Raw genomic sequence first — 18485 nt, forward strand, 5'->3', positions numbered from 1 at the left:
TGAGTATTGTGCCCCCACGGCGCCGAGAAAACCTCCTCACGACCGTTCCCGCAAAACTCCACCGCCGAGTCCTTCCCACTCGACGCGATAGCCCAGGCGCGAAAGTGCTGCACTCGATTCTTCGATGCCGACGTTCTCGAGGACGGACTCGGCCGCCGACAGCGAACAGCCGGCCTCAAGTTCGTCCGCGAGGCGCTCGAGCACCGCGGGCCTGACGAGGGTACGTCCAACGCGTTCGTGTACGGGAAAGTGAACCGATTCGATGGCGTCTTCGCTGACGCCGTGGCTTCCGGCGACGTCGGCGAGCGTGATCACGTCCGCCTCCGGAACCAGTTCAGCTGGGAGGGTCGAGACGCTCGCTTCAACCAGGTCGGCCTCGTACTCCCGGAGGACATCGGCGACGTCCTTGATGCGCACCGTTCCCCGGTACGGAATCGCCCGGTGGTCGCGGGCTTCGATCGCTTCCCCGGCACCGAGCGATTCGTCGACGGCGACAAGCATGTCTACGTCCTCGAGTTCCGCGAGTTGAGCGAGCTTCTTCTCGACGTATTCGGGCGTCCAGAAGCCCATAATTTCGAAGTACACCCGAAAGTCGGCGTGGCGATAGTCGAAGGCGAAATCGGGAATCATCACCCGCGTTCCCGTCGCGAGTGGCTCGGGTTCCCGGCGCAGTTCCCACTCGAGGTCGAGTCCCCCGAACCGGGCGGCGAAGTCGGCTTCGACGTCGCTGTCGAAAGAGACCTCGGCTATCGGCTCGGCGTCCGGGACGCGAATCGGATCGTCGTCCGACAGCGAGAGCGTTCGCTCCGTTCCCCGGTCGTCGATCGTCGCCTCGAGCGACCACTCCCTCGCGTTCACGAGCGTCCGAAGGAGGCGAGCGAATCCCGTCCCGTAGCGTCTTGTCGCCCGAAAGAGGGTCGTCGGACCGGTGACGACGACTACCCGTCCCTCATCTGTTCGCTCGATCTCGTACATCAACCGGAGTCGTTTGACCGCCGACACGAGCGTCTTCGGATCGCCCGATCGGATTCGAACCTCGGTAGCGTCGAACAGCGCGGTCTGTGCCAGCGAGAGGTTGTAGCGTGCCAGGAGTTCGTCCGGCGTCCACGGGACGTCTATCTCGCGGAGTACCTGCCGCTCCTCGAGATCGGCGTACAGCGCCCCCTCGAGCGTTGGGACGGACAGGTCGAACCGATCGGCAGCCTGCTCGAGCGCTCGCTCTCGCTCGGTCTCGGTCACGACGCCGACGGTTTCGGCCGCCTCGAACACCCGCGGTCGAAGCCGTTCGGGATCGACTGGAGCGTCCGTTTCGAAGGCTGCCTCTCGCTCGAGCAACGTGGCGAAACCACGAACCAGTTTGAAGTCGGGAGCGTCGGCCTCGAGGTCAGCGAGCGCATCCTCGAGCGTTTCGCGTGTCTCGCCGGCGTGCCCCTGAAACGTCCCGATAACGCGGGCGGCGAGCGGCCGGTGCTCCCGGCGAGCGAACTGGGGATGGTAGCCGCCGCCGGCCCTCGAGACGCGAAGCAGTTCCTTGCGCAGCATCCGATCGGTTCTCGGGGTGCTGACGGCAAAAGTCGTCCGCTCGAGGGGCCGATTCGGGTCTGGTGCTGAGATTCGTTCCCAGGGACGACGTAGAATCTGGGAGGCACGTCCCCAGCCGGAAACCCACACATGGCCAACACCAAACCCAAAACGTTTCACTTGCGCGTGACGTCCATTTTGGTAGCATGTCACGCCGAGTGAGTCGTCGCGTCCGAACGCCAGTTCTCAACCTGCGGGGCCGCTCGCGGTCGCCAGTAGACCGAACCGTTGTCTCCGACTCCCGTGTGAGGTGGATCTCGCTATGAGGCCGACTCACATCGATGCGATCGTCGACCTCGCCTACGGGGCGTTGATTATTCTCTCGGTCGTGTTGATCGCGAGGCTCGACACGAACATTGGTATCGCGTTCGGGGTCGGGGTCTTCGCATCCTATGTCATCCACGTCGTCTGGAAGATGGCGCGGTTCGACCCCGAGTGGATGACTCGAGTCGTCGAGGAAACTGTCGGCGAGACCGTCGAGGAGACGGTCGAGAAGGAGGTCGGCCCACGGGTCGAACAGACGGTCAGCGAAACCGTCGAGAAGGAAGTTAGCCCGAAGGTCGAACAGACGGTCAGCGAAACCGTCGAGAAAGAGGTTGGCCCGAAGGTCGAACAGACGGTCAGCGAAACCGTCGAGAAAGAGGTTGGTCCGAAGGTCGAACAGACGGTCAGCGAAACCGTCGAAGAATCGGTGACGAAACAGGTTCAGGAGGTGCAGTCACAGGTCGAATCGGTCGAAGAACGCGTCGACCGCCGACCCCGAGAGGATCAGGTCGAGGCCTTGATCGAGGAGTCAGTCGAGAGCAATCAGGAGAACGAAGGACGTGGCGGCGAGACCGACGACGGCGAGACCGACGACGGCGAGACTGACGACGACGAGTCCGAGTAGCCACCTCCTTTCAGCACGATTTTGCGTCCTTTCAGTGGTGTGGTGCTGATATGGATCGTTCACCTGACGACCGTCACCGGTATCGGGGCCCGCTTGACTACTGTCTCGGCGACGTTTCCCACGAGGATCCGTCGAGTGACGCCTTCGCTGTGTTTCCCGTGGCTGCCGATTACGATCGTCTCGTAGTCGTCCGCCCGGTCGACGATCGCACGGGCCGGGTGCCCGATTGCGACGGCCGTCTCGATCTCACGATCACGGTTAGCTGCGACGTTGCGTGCGCGCTCGAAGACGGATTCGGCCCGCTCGGCAGCCGCCTTCTCGATGTCCTCTTCGAGGGCGAGGCCAACCGCGTCGCCCATCATCATGGATGGCACGCCGACGACGTTCAACACCGTTACTGCGGCGTCGGGATGGTTCTCGAGCGCGTAAACGAGAGCGTGTTCGGCGGGCCTCGAGTCGTCCATCGGGACGAGGATCTTCGAGAGCATGGGTGACATTCGACATCTGTGACCATAAGGACAGGTCTGGTCGCGAACGGGCGGAACGGCGACGTCACTTGCCCGCGAGTGAAGCCCTGAGCACGTCAGCGACCCCCACTGGAATCAGTTCGTGCGTCCTGATTCGTTTACGCGACGCCGGGAAGCACCGTGAAGAACCCGTACGCAAGGAGGGTGGACATCGACGGCCCGATGATCCACATCGAGACGTATTTCATGACGGCTCGTGGGTTGAACAGGTCGCTCGCGTCGAGCACGTCTTCGGTCTCCTCCTCCCCGATCGCCGGCGCTTTCTCTCCGGACTCTTCTGCCGTGAGCGCCCCCATCGCGATTTCGGTATCGCTCGTGTCGCCGGCAATCGCTTCCCGAGCCGTGATGGGTCGGGTAGCTCGCCCCCAGCCGAGACCGACGATCGTCATCACCGACGCCATCACGAGGCTGATCGGGATGCCCATCCACGAGAGTGTCGTCGTGATCGACGCCGCCGTAACCATTACGATGAGGGCGGCGAGCAGCGGGATGTCGCTGAGTTCGCCGCCGACTGATTCCATCGTCCGGCGAGCGATGGTAAATCCGCCGAGACCGATCGCGACCGTCGCGAGGAGAATGGCCGGTGTCGGCTCGAGCGCGTTGCTGCTGACGAGTGGTGCGACGGCATTGGGGACGTTGCTGGCCCCGGCGCTGAACGCCATGTAGCAGCCGACGGCCATGACGATCATCGTACTCACAAGTTCACGATACGTCGTGTTCGGGCCGAGAACTGGTTTCGGGAGCGTTGTCGTTCGATCGAGAGCCAACAGCGCCCCATCCGACTTCTTAATCTGGTATCGACGATTGAGTTCCGGGTAGATGTACCGTCCGATGGTCGCGCCGATCCAGAACCCGATGATCGGGGTAACGACCCACCACGAGATGATCCAGGCGATCGTCTCGTAGTTGAGCGTTCCCGTCGCCAGTCCCAGCCCAGCGATCGCCCCAACCGTCGTCATCGAGGTCGGAACGGGCACGCCGAAGACGTTTGCAATCAGGATGCCGAGGCCGATGAAAAAGAGGACGGCGACCCCCGCAGCCAGGGAGATTTCGATCGTAATGATGTCCCCCGACAGCGTGTCCATGACGTTCTGACCGACGGTCGCCCCGCCGAGAAAGACGAAAAACGTCATCACGGCGGCGGCGGTCGTCTTTCGAATCAGCCCTGCCCCAACCGCAGGCCCCCACGCGATCCCGGTCGACGAACCACCGATGTTGAAACCGACGAAAAGAGAGGCGACGATGCCGATCGCCAGTACGGTCGAGATCATTGCATTATAGATTACGTGAACGGACAGAAATAGATTATGAGACCATCCGTCCCGTGTGCAGGATTTCGAGATAATTTGTCAAAGTGGGTGTAATTCTTCGAGGCGGTGAGTACGGCTTCGAATCGATGGCAAACCGTTTCGGGTGGACACGTCATTAAAATGGTCGGAGGACACGAGCGCGTTCCGTAGGGCCTGCTCGATCGGTTCAACCGACGGACTCGATCAGTGTCGCGGCGGTGAGTGGTCGTCGTCCGGATCGTCGGCATCGACGCCAGATACGTCGTCCGCTGCCGTCACGTCTACATCATCTGCAGCTGTCACATCGTCGTCGGTGTCGTCCTCGAGTTCGATATCCCCCTCGTCGTTGACGACGATCGTCACGGGTTCGACGTCATCGTCGAACTCGTCCGTGTCCTCGCGATCGAAGAGTCGATCGAGCGTGAAGATCGTGTTGAGTTCGCGCTGTACCTGGTCGACGACGCCGCCAACGAGCTCGCTCGGTTGAATCGCCGTGTACTCGTATGGGTTGTTTCCAGCCCCTTCGCTGGCACGCTTCTGCCGAATCACCCGATCCTCCTCGTGGAGTTCCGCCAGGGCTTCGCGAACCGTACTCGGATAGAGGCCCGTCCCCTGTGCGACCTCTTCGGACGTGCTGCCAGGATTGGCTAATAAGTGCACGTAGATCTTCGCCCGCGTCTCGGTGTCGAGAATCCACGACAGGAGGTCGACGATCCGCTGATCGACTTCGTCGGCGGTTGCCGCCATTCGTGTCTGCTCATCCGTCCGTTCGAGTTCCCCCGTCGTCTCGACGTCACCCGACCGTTCTTCCTCCTCCAGTGATTCGTCCACGCCGGCTGTCCCGCCCGATTCGTCCGTGTTTCCCGCCTCGAGATCCGGGTCGTCGTCGGTTACCCGGTGCTCGTGCTCGTTAGAATCATCAGAAACCATGTGTCCTCTCGTGTAGGACAAAGTCTGCAACGGTGTTAAACCTTTGTGGGTCGTCGTCGCGGCGAGTACCCACGGAAACGGTTCATTCAGCGCTGAGATTCCATCCGGTCGAGAAGCGGATTAGGCCGATCAACACTCGAGCAGTAACGACTCACACAGCGCATCCGCTCCGTCCTCCTCCCTGATTCGGCGCTGGCGTTCAGCACCGCTCTCGCGCTCGTACACCTGACGGATGCCGTCGATATCGAGACGTTCACACTCCCGATCGACGACCTCGCCGAGGGTGACCGTTCCCTCGAGGTCGCGGTCGATGAAGCTGGCGTCGTGGCCGTGGCGGATCGCCCGCCACTTGTTTTCGTCGAGGAGTTCCCGACGGTGGTGGTGTGTACGGCCACCATCCTCGTATTCCTCGGCGAGCGTCGTCACGAGCGTGTGGGTGTACTCGACGAACGCCATCACGACGTCCGGATCGGCCTGTCCGTCCGGTGTTCGAACCTCGACCGTTCCGTGGCCGGTGTGCGGGCGGACGTCGTACCAGAGTTCGCCACGGTCGCGGATCGAGTCGGTCTCGAGCATCCGGCGTTCGAACGCGTCGAACGCTTCAAAATCCTCGAAATAGGTCGGCATTCCCGTGTTCGGGAGTCCCTCGAAAATCTTGGCTCGAGCGGAGTGAAGACCGGTGTCGAACCCGTCCCAGTACGGCGAGTTCGCCGAAAGCGCGAGCATGATCGGGACGAACCAGCGTAGTTCGTTCGCGATCCAGACCGCCTTGTCGGCGTCGTCGACACCCACGTGGACGTGGACGCCTGCGGTCGTATTTCGATGCTGGGTGTACTGGATCCGGTCGAGCTGTGACCGGTATCGCGACTTTTCGGCGTGCTCGAGTTCGCGCCAGCGTGCGAGCGGGTGTAAGCCGGCCGCTGCGACCTGATAGCCGTGGGCCGCTGCGTGGTCGATCAACGCCCGCCTGACCTCCAGCAGCGACGATTCGGCGTTCGAGGGCCGCTCGATCAACGGCGTTTGCGTCTCGATGACGCACTTGAACAGTTCGTGATCCAGCCGATCCTCGAGTATCGCAGGCGGCTCGTGATCGTACACCAGCGTATCCGTTCCGCTCGTGGGACGGCCGCGCTCGTCGACGACGAAGTATTCCTCCTCGATTCCCAGCGACCCCATTCGCGTGAACGATTCCGACGACCCGCGTTCCATCGGCCGGGACTTGCATCCCCGATGCTAAATACCGTTTGGAGTCGGCAGCGACCTCCGAATGGTCGCGGTGACTTTATACGAGGGGGGACAAGACAGGGCAGGAACCATGCACGGCCGGAGATTGGCGACGACGGAGGCACTGATCGCCGTCGTCAGCCCGGAGAGTCAGGGGGTACTCGATACACTCGAGTCGATCGCCGCCGACCGCGACATCGGTCTCGAGGCGGTCGACGTCGGTACGGACATCGATCGAGTCTACGACGAGGACACGGCAACGCTCGGGGTAACCATCGGCGGTGACGGAACGTTCTTCGAAGGCGTCAAAACGTTCGCTCCGCGTGGGATTCCCGTACTGGGGGTAAACACGGGCACCCTCTCGTTTCTGGCACGCGTCGAACCGGAGGATCTCGATGCCGCCCTCGAGGAGACGCTGAGCGGTCGGGCGACCGTCGACAACCGCCAGCAGGTGGCCGTCAAGACCGACGGGCTCGAGGCGACGGGGCTCAACGAGGTCATGGTACAACACGTCCCACCGCAGAGCCCCATCGATCGGAAGGTTACCCGTCTGGACGTGTTTGCGAACGACGAGTACGTCGGGGAGTTCGAGGGGACGGGACTTGCAGTATCGACGCCGACGGGATCCACCGGGATCTCCCTCTCGGCCAACGGACCGATCCATTACCCGGTCAACAACCAGTCGATCCAGCTCGTGCCCCTCCACACCCACCAGATCGGCGTTCGCCCGGTCGTCATGGCACCGTCGACCGAGATTCGGGTCTACCCCGTCGGCCCAGCAATCTTACAGGTCGACGGTGGCCGTATGTACACGACCGTCGCCGAGGACGACGAAATCCTGATCACGGGGGCCGAAACCCCCGCACACATCGTACGAACGAGCTACGACGACCACTTCTTCACGGCGATAACGAAAAAACTCGGCTGGGACGTTCGATCCGAAGATGGTCGTCCGCTCCGACCCGACGCTGATCGCGTCCGCCGGACGCGGTTCGCTCGGCGCGGTCGGGACGCTGGATCGCTTTCAACCAGTGCCGACGTCGCTCACCTCCTCGACGAGGAGTCGTTCCCGCCGGAACACCCGATCAGACGGGCGCTCGAGGTCGCGATCGAGGCTGCCCAGAGCGCGGGCGAGCCGTTACGGGAGCTTCACGGTCGGGTGGAGTCGGTCACTTACAAAACGGATAAGACCGACATCGTGACCGAGGCCGATCGGCAGGCCGATCGCATCATCACGACCACCATCGCGACGGAGTTTCCAGATCACGGCATTTTCTCGGAGGAAAGCGGCCACCGCGAGCGATCGGGGCCGTACACCTGGGTGATCGATCCGCTCGATGGTACCGGCAACTTCGCCCACGGCAATCCGAACTACGCGATTTCGATCGCGCTCGCGATCGACGATACGCCGGTCATCGGCGTCGTGTACGTTCCCGAGACCGACGAACTGTTCGCCGCGGTCGACGGTGGCGAGGCCTGGCAAAACGGTAACCCCTTGCGGACGACAAGCCGCGAGCGCCTCGACGAGAGCATGCTCCTCTCGGGGTACGACCCCGACGGATCGTTTCTCGCGAACTTTTACCAGCAGACGCGTGGTGTCCGGCGACTCGGCTCGGCAGCGCTGAACCTCTGCTATCTCGCGAGCGGGAGCGCCGACGCCGTCTGGGAGTACGACACCTACCCGTGGGACGTCGCCGCCGGTCTCGTCATCGCCCGCGCGGCCGGTTCCCGAGTGACCGACGCGCGGGGGGCCCCGTTCGCGTTCGACCTCGAGACGGATACTCGAAAGGAACTGCTCGGCTCGAACGGTCCGCTCCACCCGTCGCTCCTGTCCCACCTCGATTCGGGCGTCGTCAATTCCGCCAGCCGCCAGGACGGGTAGTGTCACCGGAAGGAGTCAGTCTCGAGGCCGGGCGATGATTCCCAGGTGGTCGGTATGATACTCGTCCAGTCGACGCGCCTCGAGTACCTCGTACCCTTCCTCGAGCTGCTCTCGAACGTTCGAAAAGACTGCATCCGGCGCCGCAGTCACGTCCTCGCTGCGGGCTTTGATCGCGAGGACGAGCCGTCCGTCGTCCGCGAGGAACTGTCGGTTTGCGAGCGCGACGTCGGCCTGTCCCCGGGTCGCGACGTCCTGGACGATCACGTCCACGTTCGCTTCGACGACGTGTGCGTACGTTTCCGGCTTTCTGGCGTCTTTCAACAGCGGGAACAACCGTGGTCGACTTTCGGCTGCCGCGAGCAAGTCCCGCGTCGGTCGTGGCGCGAACTCGATAGCATAGGTCGGCCCAGCGAAGTCCGCGACGTGACTGACGGTCGTCCCGCTCGCCGCGCCCAGATAGAGGACGGTTTCGCCGCCCTCGAGGCCGGTGTCCACTCCGAGATCGAACATCGCGCCGAGTTTCGACCGGTTCGGATCCCAGACGCGCCACTCCCCATCTGTCGGCTCGCCGTACACCGGGTCACCGCGGGTGACGAGCCGTGACTGACCGTCGACGTCGCGGCGTTCGACGCCGGTCGGCAGCGTCGGTTTCTCACGCATCGTCCGATCCTCCGTCGTCCGCTCGAGCCTGTATCGTCTCGATCCGATCGGCGAGTTCGGCCTCGAGTTCCGGACGGTATTCACCTGAATAGTGGTCGATCCGAGCCGCTATCGACAGCTTGCCTGCCAGGGCGCGGGCGGCCGACCCCCGATCGTCCAGTCGCGTCCCACGAACGGCCTCGTGGGTGAAGATAATCCCGTGCTTCGGCGAACTCGCGTGGCCTCGAAGGTGGGCGAACAGCGCTTCCTCTGCGCCGAGCACCTGGACGGTACCCGAGGGTTTCTTCGCAAGCGATTCGAGTCCACCCGCCAGCGAGAGCAATCTCGCCGCGAGCACCGGGCCGGCCAGCGCCGAGAGGTTCGGTGCGACGACCGACGCGCGACGCTTCACGTACGCCTCGAGGCGGTCGGCTTCGGCGGCGAGGTCATCGACCCGCCGGGCCAGTGAGATGACAGGCTCGAGGGGATCGTCCGGCTCGAGATCGGCGTCGGTGGTGGTGGTGGTGTCTTCCCGTTCACGTCCACGCTCACGCTCACGTCCACGTTCGCGCTCGACGAGCGTGCGGGCGTAGTCAACTCCGGTTTCCGCCTCGGGGTCGACCGTGCCACCCCACTCGGCGAGTCGTTCGGCGAGTTCGTTCGCCGTTCGCTGACAGTCATCCAGGGCGCGGATCGCGTGGACGAGCTGTTGATCGTCGGCTTGCTCGCGAGCCGTGACCGCAGCCCGGGTGGCCGCCATCGTGGCGTCGTAGAGGGCGTCGTAGTAGGCGTCTTCGTCGGCGGCGAACCCGGACTCGACGGCCCGTGCCGGCCAGTCGGTGGGGGCCAACGTTGATCCAGCACGGATTCGATCGTGTCGGTCTGCCTCGTCGGCGTCGACGAACCACCCATCGTCACTCATAGCTGTCTCTTTTGGACGCGAGCGATTAACTCTTTTCTCACGGCTGGCAGCGGTGTCGAGCGTCGGCATCCCCTCCGTATCGACCTAAGTTATACACTCTGCAGAGACAATTTTATTACTCAATTGCTAAACGATATCAATAAGTCATTCGCTCACAAACCCCGCACCGACACCCATGGATGCCGATCACGTCGACGAGCTCACCACGCTCGGGCTCTCGAGTTACGAAGCGCGCGCGTACGCGACACTCGTCGAAAACGGTGTCATGACGGCTGACGACGTCGCGTCGACGGCCGACGTCCCGCTAGGTCGAATTTACGACGTCCTCAACACACTCGTCGAGCGAAGTCTCGTGCGAGCGGACGATGGTCGACCACGAACGTACACCCACGTCGATCCGTCAGTCGCCATCGACCGATTGCTCGAGCGCCGACAGAGCGAACTCGAAGCCAAACACAGCGAGTACGAACGGACGGCTGCGACCGCCCGACAGGTGCTCACCGAACTCACCGACCGGGACCAGACCGATCAGTTCGCAGCCAGCGCGCTCCACGACGACGCCGCACGCGAACTCGTCCTCGAGCAGTTCGTCCGGGCAACCGATACGATTCGGATCGGACTCACCGATGTCCCCTTCGAGCCTGCGTACAGAGACTCGTACATCGGACAGCTCGAGGAGTGTGCACACGCGGGCATTACCGTCCGGATTCTGGGTGGGACGATCGACGACAGATCGAACGACGTCGCTCGTCTGTACGATGCGGGTGTTCGCTTTCGACGGATCGAACGCGATCCTGCCCGTCGCGTCGTCGTCATCGACGGCCGTGAGGCCTGTGTCGAAGTTCTCGACCCGTTCCAGGCGACAAACCGACTCGCCGTCGTCAACTTCCGTGACGAGGCCGTCGCCACCGATCTCGCCGCACGCTTCGACGAGTACTGGCGACGAGCGGGGCCCGGACTGTGATTGTTCAGTTCGCGCCGGGATCGAAATGCGATCGTTCGAGTCGTCAGTTCAGATACCGAACGTCGCCCTGAGCATATCTCGCGTCCCGGGGCCGAGACCGACGGCGACCACGGTGATGAGCAACAGGATGGCGTAGCGGGGACTCTCCTCGAAAATTTCCTCGTCGAACACCCAGATGATGAACACTGCGGCGGCGACTTTGACGAGGAGGAACGGCCACGCCGCGCCGGTGACCTCCACGACCGACTGGGGCAAGACCGTGCCGGTCGTGTTGACGATCCACTCGTTGACCGGGTGTTTGGGCTCGTAGCTCAGCCCGAACAGGCCCGCCCAGTCGAGGCCGAGGACGTTCGCGATGCCGTCGACGCTGTGGGCCCAAATGATGACGGCACCCATGAAGCCGGTTCCACGATTGAGGTGTGGAGCGAACCGCCGAATCGCCTCGTAGGTGATGGCCGTGACCACGGTCGCGCCGACGAGTGTGATGACCGACACCATCGGGTAGAAGTTCGCCGTCTCGTGAGTCGCGGTGAAATAAACCAGGTACGCGAGCGTGACGGTGAGTGCGGCCGTTCCGATGCCGAACAGCGGATACTCGTAGCCGGAGACGTAGTCGTTACGATCCAGCCAGACCGACACGACGACCGCGATGAGAGCGATAAGGAAGACGGTCACGTAGATGAACGGACTGATCAGAAACGCTACCCACGGCAGTTCGATCGCCATCTCGCCGGACTCGACGAGCGACCGAACGTTCGCGTCCTCGACGGTTCGAAGCGCGCCGCCGAACAGCATGAACGGAAACAGGCCGTAGAAGCCCGCACGGTAGCGATCGATCTCGAGGCGCTGTAACAGGACGATGATCCCGATCAGCATGATCACCAGCGTGGGGACGTACCCGGCGTAAGACTGCCAGGTGTAGCCCGGACTGGCTTCGGGGCCGGTTGTGTCGGGGCCACACGCAACCTGTGCACCGCCGTCCCAGGCGATACAGCTGTAGTTCTGGGCGTCGGCGACGACCGGCCCCCAGTAGTAGTGCCAGAGGATCTCGACGGCGACTCGCTGTGGGAACACCACCGCCGCCAGCGTGATCACCGCGACGAGCGAACCCACGACCGCCAGCCAGATTCGTCCTGCGCCATAGCGGTCGACGTACTCTTCCATACCTCTAGTCCTGCGTGGTTATCGCTTACCGTTTCCGGTTTTTCGTTACTCGGGTGAGTCGATACTCGTTCAGGGTGAGCGGGTGATCTTCCTCGGGCAATGCATTCGATCGGTAGTTGGAGCTCGAGACGCTGTTCACTGAACAACTATAGTAGCCACTGAAAGTCACTGTACGCTCGATTGCAAGCCGTGTCTGCGATCGATGTATGAATCGTTTCAGAGGTTACTACAGCAGAATCGCCACCCGTCTCACCTACATCGGTAATTCCTGACTATCGTAGGTCGTCCCGAGAATAACCATCGTCTGCGAACGCGAAAAGCCGTCCATCTGGGCGATACGATCGAACATCAGTTCACGAAGCGCATCCGCGTCGGAGGCGTACACGCGCATCATGACGTCCCACTCGCCGGTCGTCAGGTGTACCTCCTGGACGCCTTCGATATCGGTCAGGCGCTCGAGGGTGTCCTGTTCGCGCCCCTGTTCGACCCGGAGGCCGACGATCGCGGAGATGCCCAACCCGATCGCTTTCGGGTTGACCTGAGTGTGATATCCCTCGATGACACCGGCTTCCTCCATCCGGTTGACTCGATCGTGAACGGTCGCACTCGACATATCGATCTGGCGCGCGATTTCGCTGAACGGCGTGCGTGCATTTTGCTGTAACTGGCGGAGAATAGCCCGGTCTGTGTCATCGAGTTCCATACTCTCGTTGGGGGTATGGCTCTTAAAAATACTTCTGTCGTCGAACGCGTTCCGTCGTTACTGTCCGTTACCAGCGTCGATCGCCTGCGTCGCCGCCAGCACCTCGTCGTGGACGACGCCGTTGGATGCGACCAGGCCAGTCGAATCGTAGCGCCACGGGTTGCCGTCGATGTCCGTAACAGTCCCGCCGGCTTCGCGGATCAGGTGAACCCCGGCGACCGAATCCCACGGGTTCGCCTGGACGTTAGTTATCACGCCGTCGAGGCCGCCCGCGGCGACCATCGAGAGGACGGCCTGGGCGCAGCCGAACCGGCGCATGTCGCCGAAACGCTGGACGATCTCTCGAGTAGCCGCGGCGTACTGCTCCCGTTCGTCGAAATCCCACCAGATCGTCGGACACACGGTGCAGGTCTGGGGATCGTCTCGATCGCTTACCGTGATCGAGTCACCGTTTCGGGTGACGCCGTCCGGCCCGGCCAGGTACGTGTCCCCGAGCGCCGGCAAGACGACCGCCGAGCCGACCGGTTCGCCGTCGATGACGGCGGCGACCGCCGTTGCGAAGACGCGGAGTTCGCGGACGTAGTTGTTCGTCCCGTCGATCGGATCGATGATCCAGGCGGGCCCCTCCGGAGGAACGGTCTTTCGCTCGTCGTCCTCCTCCCCGACGATCGGATCGTCCGGGTACGTCTCGTGAATCACGTCGATAACCGCTCGCTGTGCGTCACGATCGGCCTGGGTTACGACGTCCGTCTTGCCACCCTTCACCTCTACCGGGATGTTCCGTCGGAACGACTCGTGGGCGACCGCCGCTCCGGCCTCGGCCGCTTGAGCGGCGACCGTTGCCCGATCACGTGCCCTTGCCGTGTCGTCGACGCCTCCGTTGCTCTCGCTCATTATCTACTGTGGACTGGCCGACGGGGAAAGGGGTGCCGATTTACGGCCGCTCGAGGCGAATTCTCCTCGGCTCGACTCCCGAGAGAAGTTTACGACCGCAGCCGTTCGACGCGCTCGAGCGAGTCGGCGTCCGCGGGCTCCTTGTCGTCTCTGACCCCGATAAACCGGGGGAATCGGAGGGCGAACCCGGAGGCGTACGTCGGCGACGTTTGGATCTCCTCGTAGCCGACTTCGAAGACGACAGCCGGCTCGAGGTCGACCGATTTCCCCTCCTCGGCGCGGATATGTGGCTCGAGCAGTTCCGTCAGATCGGCTAGCGTCTCGTCCGTGATCCCCGTGGCGACCTTTCCGATGGGTTCGAATCGCGTGTGACTCGATTCACCGCCCCCGCTGTCGACCCGAACGGAGAGGACGAACGTGCCGAGAAACGTCGCCCGGCGTCCCTCGCCCCACTCGGCCCCGGTGACGACGCAATCGAACGTCTCGACGTCGGGTTTGCGTTTCAGCCAGTGTTTGCCCCGTCGCCCGGGGGAGTACGTCGACGTCGGATCCTTGAGCATGATCCCCTCGTGGCCGGCCTCGAGCGCTGCCGCATCTATCGATTCGATCGCCCTGGGGTCGTCTGCCAGCTTCCACCGTGCGAGGCCGTCGACACCCGAATCGGCTCCGAGAACGTCCTCGAGCCGTCTGCGACGATCGACGAGTGGGATGGCGAGCAGATCCACGCCGTCGGCGTGAAGGCAGTCGAAAAAGATCGGTCGGACGGTGACGTCCTCCCGGGTTTTGGCGACGTCGTGTTTGCGGCGGAACCGGCGAAGTACCTCCTGGAAGGCCATGGGTGCGCCCTCGTCGTCGACCGCGACGACCTCACCGTCGAGAATCGTCGGCACCTCGAGGGCGTCCTCGGCGAACTCCACGACCTCCGGGAGCGCGTCGGTCACGTCCTCCATGTTGCGGGAGAACACGCGCGTCGTCTCGCCGGGAACGTGGTGCAACTGCACGCGCGCTCCGTCGTACTTCCACTCGACCGCCGCCTCGTCCCAGCCCTCGAGGGCGTCCGTGACGCTCCCTGCCTGGGCCAGCATCGCCTGGATCGGCCGGCCGACCTCGAGGGAGAGGCTTGCGAGCCCGTCGATGCCATCGGAGCGAGCGACGGCAGCCACGTGCCCGTAGTCGTTCGTCACCTGCAGGGCGCGCTCGACGTGTTCGACCGGCACGTCGAACGCCTCGGCGATGGCGTCCCGGACGGTTCCCTCGCCGACGCCGATGCGCATCTCGGCGAGGACGAGACGCGCGAGATACCGGGCCTCGAGCGGCTCACACCGGTTGAACAGCGAAAAGAGCAGGTCGACTTTCGTGTCGTGACTCCCGCTTCCCTCGGTTTCGGCGACGGCCTCGAGCGTGTCGTACACGGACTCGAGGGTGAGGTCGGAACCGCCGCCACTGCCGTCGGAACCACGACCGCCGCCGGCACCGGCACCGAACGCCGCCAGCCCTTGCTGGCCGCCGAACTCGTAACTCGCCGCGACTTCCCCGATGTCACCCACCTCGGCGACGCCGGCTTCGATGTCGGCGACCGTCACGTTCGGGCCCGCTGCGCGAGCGATCGCCTCGTAACACGTTCGAGGCCCGATGTCGATCTTTCGTGCGTCCCACGCCGGGAAGACGCGTCCTTGCACGAAGCGGGCGACGACCTCGAGATCCGGCGTGCCGTCATCGCGTTGCCCGTCGGCGTCCTCGAGGAGTGCCCTGACCTGATCGACGATCTCGAGGTCAGCGGACTCGGCTTCGATGGTGGCGGCGCGGTCGGCGAACGTGGCGAACTCCATCCTGTGGGAGTAGACGACGGGGAGCGCTTAAACGGTTCGAGATGCAGCGCTCGGGGTTAGGGTTTGTGCGTGAACAACACCGGCTTCCTGTCCTCGACGGCCGTACAGAGATCCAGCGGAATCGTCTGGTTGAGGCTCGTGTGCTCGTCCTTGCAGACGACCATGTCGTCGAACGGCTCGTCACAGGCTGGGCAGGTCAGTCCGACGGTGTTCTGATACAATTTGATCGATCCATTTTCCTCCCGAAGCGTCGCCGAGGAGACGAATTTCTCGAACTGCTCCATGATACACGTGGGATCACCTGACAGAAACGTGTTTCCCCGATTCCCAACACCGTGAGAGTGGCTCTCGCAACCGCCTCGAGTAGCGAAATTTAACCGCCTGGAGCGAGCAGGAAGCGCTATGGGAGCCGAGGAACTCGCGACGAGGCTGGAAACCGTCCTCGCGGTCGACGCCGAATCGTTCCGCGATCGGGCGATCGAGGAAGCCGACGTCATCGTCGATGCCATCGAAAATGGCGCATTCGACAACCCGCAAGCGATCGTCGGCTTCGAGTACGAATTCTACGCGGTCGACGCGGAGACTGTCGCGCTCCGCCGCGTTCCACGGCGACTGCTCGAGTTGATGGGGTTCGAGAAGGAACTCGGCCTGCACAACGCGGAGATGACGACCAGCCCGCAACCGCTGAACGCGGACGGCCTCCGGGCGCAGGAAGCCGAAATTCGCGCGCGTCTCCGGGCAGCGCAGGACGTGGCGGCGACGGAAGGGATGCGCCTCGTGAGCGATGGCCTCTGGACGCAACCGCCGGCAGGAGAGATGGCGCGGGCGTATCTCACGGATCGAATCGAACGGACGATTTCGGTCGACGGTGGCGAGATCGGCGGGGGTACCGACGATGATGGAATCGATGGCGCTACTGGGGAGCGACCGGTCACCCTCGCCACCAACATGAGCGACTCGGCCCGGTACCACGCGATGGCCAACACCGACCGAGCCGACGTGGCCGGGATGCTCCTCGAGTGCCCCAACGTCTCCCTCGAGGCCGAGACGGTGATGCCCGAGAGCCTGATCACGTCGATCCAGCCCCACTATCAGGTACCCCACGCTCCGGATCTCCCCGCGTACTTCAACTACGCTATCCGGATCGCCGGCCCGTTGCTCGCTCTCGGCGTCAACTCGCCGTTCCTGCCGGCGGATCTGTACGACGATGCCACCGCAGAAGACGTCCTCCGGGACGCCTGGATGGAACACCGTATCAGCATCTTCGAGACCGTGTTGAACGACCCATCGGCGGGGGCTGGAAAGGTTCGCTTCCCACGCGACCTCGAGAGCGTCGACGAGGCCGTCGAACGGATCGCGACCGACGATACGATCGTTCCCATGCCCGTCGACGCGGGCGACCGCTTCGACGATCAGTTCGCGCACTTCCGACGCAAACACGGCACCTACTGGCGGTGGGTCAGGCCCGTGTTCGACGGCGCGAGTCGATCTGCGGCGAACGCACGGATCGAGTTTCGTCCCATCCCGTCCCAGCCCACCGTCCGGGACTCCGTCGCATTCCTCGCCACTTACGCGGGTCTCATGGAGAGTCTCACCAGTCTCGAGCACCCCGTTCGCGACCTCGACTGGGAGATCGCGCGTGAGAACTTCTACGGGGCAATGCGCGACGGTCTCGACGCTGAACTCGAGTGGATCACGAACGACGGGAGGGAGACCGACGACGTCGAAGCAATCTACGAGGATCTCTTCGCCCACGCCGAAGACGGTCTCTCGAACCGCGGGCTGAACGACGACGAAATCGCGGCCTACCTCTACCCGCTTCGACGGCGCGTCCGCCAGCGTCAGACGCCGGCTCGCTGGAAGCACGACCGCGTTCGTGCGGCCGTCGACGACGGGCACTCGCTGGGGGCGGCGCTCGAATCGATGCAACGGGAGTACGTCGAGCGACAGGCTGAAACGCTCTATACGGGAAGTTTCGCCGAGTGGATCGGTAAAACTCGCGACTAACGCGGACGGGCCGCAATTGATTAAGTCCCCCCGCGGATAGTGGGGCGTATGGTTACGTTCCTCTCCGGGGGCACCGGAACACCGAAGCTCCTCGACGGTGCCGGAGCGTCGTTCTCGCCGGAGGAGATCACGGTCGTCGCCAACACCGGCGATGACATCGAACTCGGTGGTCTGTTCGTCTCTCCGGACGTCGACACACTCCTCTTTCAGGGCGGCGGCGTCCTCGACCGCGAGCGGTGGTGGGGGATCAGAGGCGACACCCACCGAACACACTCCGCATTGACCGACATCGCGAAGGCAGCAGGACTGCCCGACGGACCGCAGTATCTCGAGGCCGAGAAACAGACTGATGGAAGGCCCCTCGCACGGTGGCGTCGCTTCTCCGGCGTGGCGGAGTTCATGACCATCGGCGACCGCGACCGGGCCGTTCACCTCACCCGTACCAGTCTGCTCGATCAAGGTCATACGCTCACCGAAGTCACGAAAACTCTCGCCGACGGCTTCGGACTGGCGATCGACGTGTTGCCGATGAGCGACGACCCCGTCGCGAGTCTCATTCACACCGACGAGGGGCTGATGCACTTCCAGGAGTACTGGGTGGCCAATCGTGGCGAACCGACGGTGTCGAACGTCGAATTCCGCGGGTCGTCGTCGGCCGAGCCGGCACCGGGTGTCCTCGAGGCACTCGACGACGTCGTCGTCATCGGGCCGTCCAATCCGGTGACGAGTATCGGGCCGATGCTCGCGCTGCCCGGCGTCGCGAAGGCGTTGATGCAGACGCCGGTCGTCGCCGTCTCGCCGTTCCTCGGTGACACCGCCTTCTCGGGGCCCGCCGGCGACCTGATGCGTGCCGTCGGGGCGACGCCGAGCACCGCTGGCCTGGCGACCGCCTACCCCTTCGCGGATGCGTTCGTCATCGACAGCGACGACGACACCGAGTTCGATCGACCGACGATCCAGACCGACATCACGATCGACTCGCCGAAGGACGCCGGCCGCGTGATCAGCGCCATCTCGGAAGCACTCGCCCTCGTCGCGTGA

17 protein-coding genes are annotated in these 18485 nt (G+C 63.6%); 5 read left to right on the top strand and 12 right to left on the bottom strand.

Annotated elements, in window-relative coordinates:
- Positions 1 to 36: 36 nt before the first annotated feature.
- On the bottom strand, positions 37 to 1542 hold the full coding sequence (locus NGM68_RS17680; RefSeq protein WP_252699536.1) for a DUF790 family protein: 1506 nt from the start codon (positions 1540 to 1542) through the stop codon (positions 37 to 39).
- Between the two features lie 301 nt (positions 1543 to 1843).
- Between NGM68_RS17680 and NGM68_RS17685 the strand changes: the two genes are divergently transcribed.
- A complete protein-coding gene (locus NGM68_RS17685; protein ID WP_252699537.1) occupies positions 1844 to 2470 on the top strand; it encodes a hypothetical protein in 627 nt (208 codons plus the stop codon).
- Positions 2471 to 2529: 59 nt separating this feature from the next.
- Here NGM68_RS17685 and NGM68_RS17690 read toward each other — a convergent pair whose 3' ends face one another.
- From NGM68_RS17690 to NGM68_RS17705, 4 genes are all read right to left on the bottom strand, one after another.
- Positions 2530 to 2958, bottom strand: coding sequence for a universal stress protein (locus NGM68_RS17690; RefSeq protein ID WP_252699538.1), 429 nt, complete (start codon positions 2956 to 2958; stop codon positions 2530 to 2532).
- A 137-nt stretch (positions 2959 to 3095) separates the two neighbouring features.
- Entirely contained in the window at positions 3096 to 4268 is a 1173-nt protein-coding gene (locus NGM68_RS17695; RefSeq protein ID WP_252699539.1) for an inorganic phosphate transporter, read from the bottom strand.
- Between the two features lie 222 nt (positions 4269 to 4490).
- Complete coding sequence (locus NGM68_RS17700) at positions 4491 to 5216, bottom strand: helix-turn-helix domain-containing protein (RefSeq protein WP_252699540.1); 726 nt, start codon at positions 5214 to 5216, stop codon at positions 4491 to 4493.
- A gap of 129 nt (positions 5217 to 5345) precedes the next feature.
- The gene (locus NGM68_RS17705; RefSeq protein ID WP_252699541.1) at positions 5346 to 6425 is read right to left on the bottom strand and encodes a glutamate--cysteine ligase; all 1080 of its coding nucleotides are present in this window, start codon (positions 6423 to 6425) and stop codon (positions 5346 to 5348) included.
- Positions 6426 to 6531: 106 nt separating this feature from the next.
- Between NGM68_RS17705 and NGM68_RS17710 the strand changes: the two genes are divergently transcribed.
- Complete coding sequence (locus NGM68_RS17710; RefSeq protein WP_252699542.1) at positions 6532 to 8322, top strand: NAD(+)/NADH kinase; 1791 nt, start codon at positions 6532 to 6534, stop codon at positions 8320 to 8322.
- Positions 8323 to 8337: 15 nt separating this feature from the next.
- Here the strand turns inward: NGM68_RS17710 and NGM68_RS17715 are convergent, their stop codons facing one another.
- Both NGM68_RS17715 and NGM68_RS17720 read right to left on the bottom strand, forming a co-directional pair.
- The gene (locus NGM68_RS17715; protein WP_252699543.1) at positions 8338 to 8982 is read right to left on the bottom strand and encodes a fibrillarin-like rRNA/tRNA 2'-O-methyltransferase; all 645 of its coding nucleotides are present in this window, start codon (positions 8980 to 8982) and stop codon (positions 8338 to 8340) included.
- Positions 8975 to 9883 (bottom strand): NOP5/NOP56 family protein, encoded by a 909-nt coding sequence (locus tag NGM68_RS17720; RefSeq protein ID WP_252699544.1) that lies wholly within the window; start codon positions 9881 to 9883, stop codon positions 8975 to 8977. The genes NGM68_RS17715 and NGM68_RS17720 overlap by 8 nt, the downstream gene beginning before the upstream one ends.
- Before the next feature lie 175 nt (positions 9884 to 10058).
- Here NGM68_RS17720 and NGM68_RS17725 point away from each other — a divergent pair, with 175 nt between their 5' ends.
- The gene (locus NGM68_RS17725) at positions 10059 to 10847 is read left to right on the top strand and encodes a TrmB family transcriptional regulator (RefSeq protein WP_252699545.1); all 789 of its coding nucleotides are present in this window, start codon (positions 10059 to 10061) and stop codon (positions 10845 to 10847) included.
- A gap of 48 nt (positions 10848 to 10895) precedes the next feature.
- Here NGM68_RS17725 and NGM68_RS17730 read toward each other — a convergent pair whose 3' ends face one another.
- The 5 genes from NGM68_RS17730 to NGM68_RS17750 form a co-directional block, all read right to left on the bottom strand.
- Entirely contained in the window at positions 10896 to 12011 is a 1116-nt protein-coding gene (locus tag NGM68_RS17730; protein ID WP_252699546.1) for a DUF63 family protein, read from the bottom strand.
- Between the two features lie 253 nt (positions 12012 to 12264).
- Positions 12265 to 12714, bottom strand: a complete 450-nt coding sequence (locus NGM68_RS17735) for an Lrp/AsnC family transcriptional regulator (protein WP_252699547.1) — start codon at positions 12712 to 12714, stop codon at positions 12265 to 12267.
- Positions 12715 to 12771: 57 nt separating this feature from the next.
- Entirely contained in the window at positions 12772 to 13608 is an 837-nt protein-coding gene (locus NGM68_RS17740) for an inositol monophosphatase family protein (protein ID WP_252699548.1), read from the bottom strand.
- Positions 13609 to 13697: 89 nt separating this feature from the next.
- A complete protein-coding gene (gene ligA, locus NGM68_RS17745) occupies positions 13698 to 15437 on the bottom strand; it encodes an ATP-dependent DNA ligase LigA (protein WP_252699549.1) in 1740 nt (579 codons plus the stop codon).
- Between the two features lie 56 nt (positions 15438 to 15493).
- Entirely contained in the window at positions 15494 to 15721 is a 228-nt protein-coding gene (locus NGM68_RS17750; RefSeq protein WP_252699550.1) for a DUF7385 family protein, read from the bottom strand.
- A 118-nt stretch (positions 15722 to 15839) separates the two neighbouring features.
- Here NGM68_RS17750 and NGM68_RS17755 point away from each other — a divergent pair, with 118 nt between their 5' ends.
- The gene (locus NGM68_RS17755; RefSeq protein ID WP_252699551.1) at positions 15840 to 17444 is read left to right on the top strand and encodes a glutamate-cysteine ligase family protein; all 1605 of its coding nucleotides are present in this window, start codon (positions 15840 to 15842) and stop codon (positions 17442 to 17444) included.
- A 48-nt stretch (positions 17445 to 17492) separates the two neighbouring features.
- Entirely contained in the window at positions 17493 to 18485 is a 993-nt protein-coding gene (cofD, locus tag NGM68_RS17760; protein ID WP_252699552.1) for a 2-phospho-L-lactate transferase, read from the top strand.

It is taken from the genome of Natronosalvus vescus (genome assembly GCF_023973145.1).
Lineage (GTDB): Archaea > Halobacteriota > Halobacteria > Halobacteriales > Natrialbaceae > Natronosalvus > Natronosalvus vescus.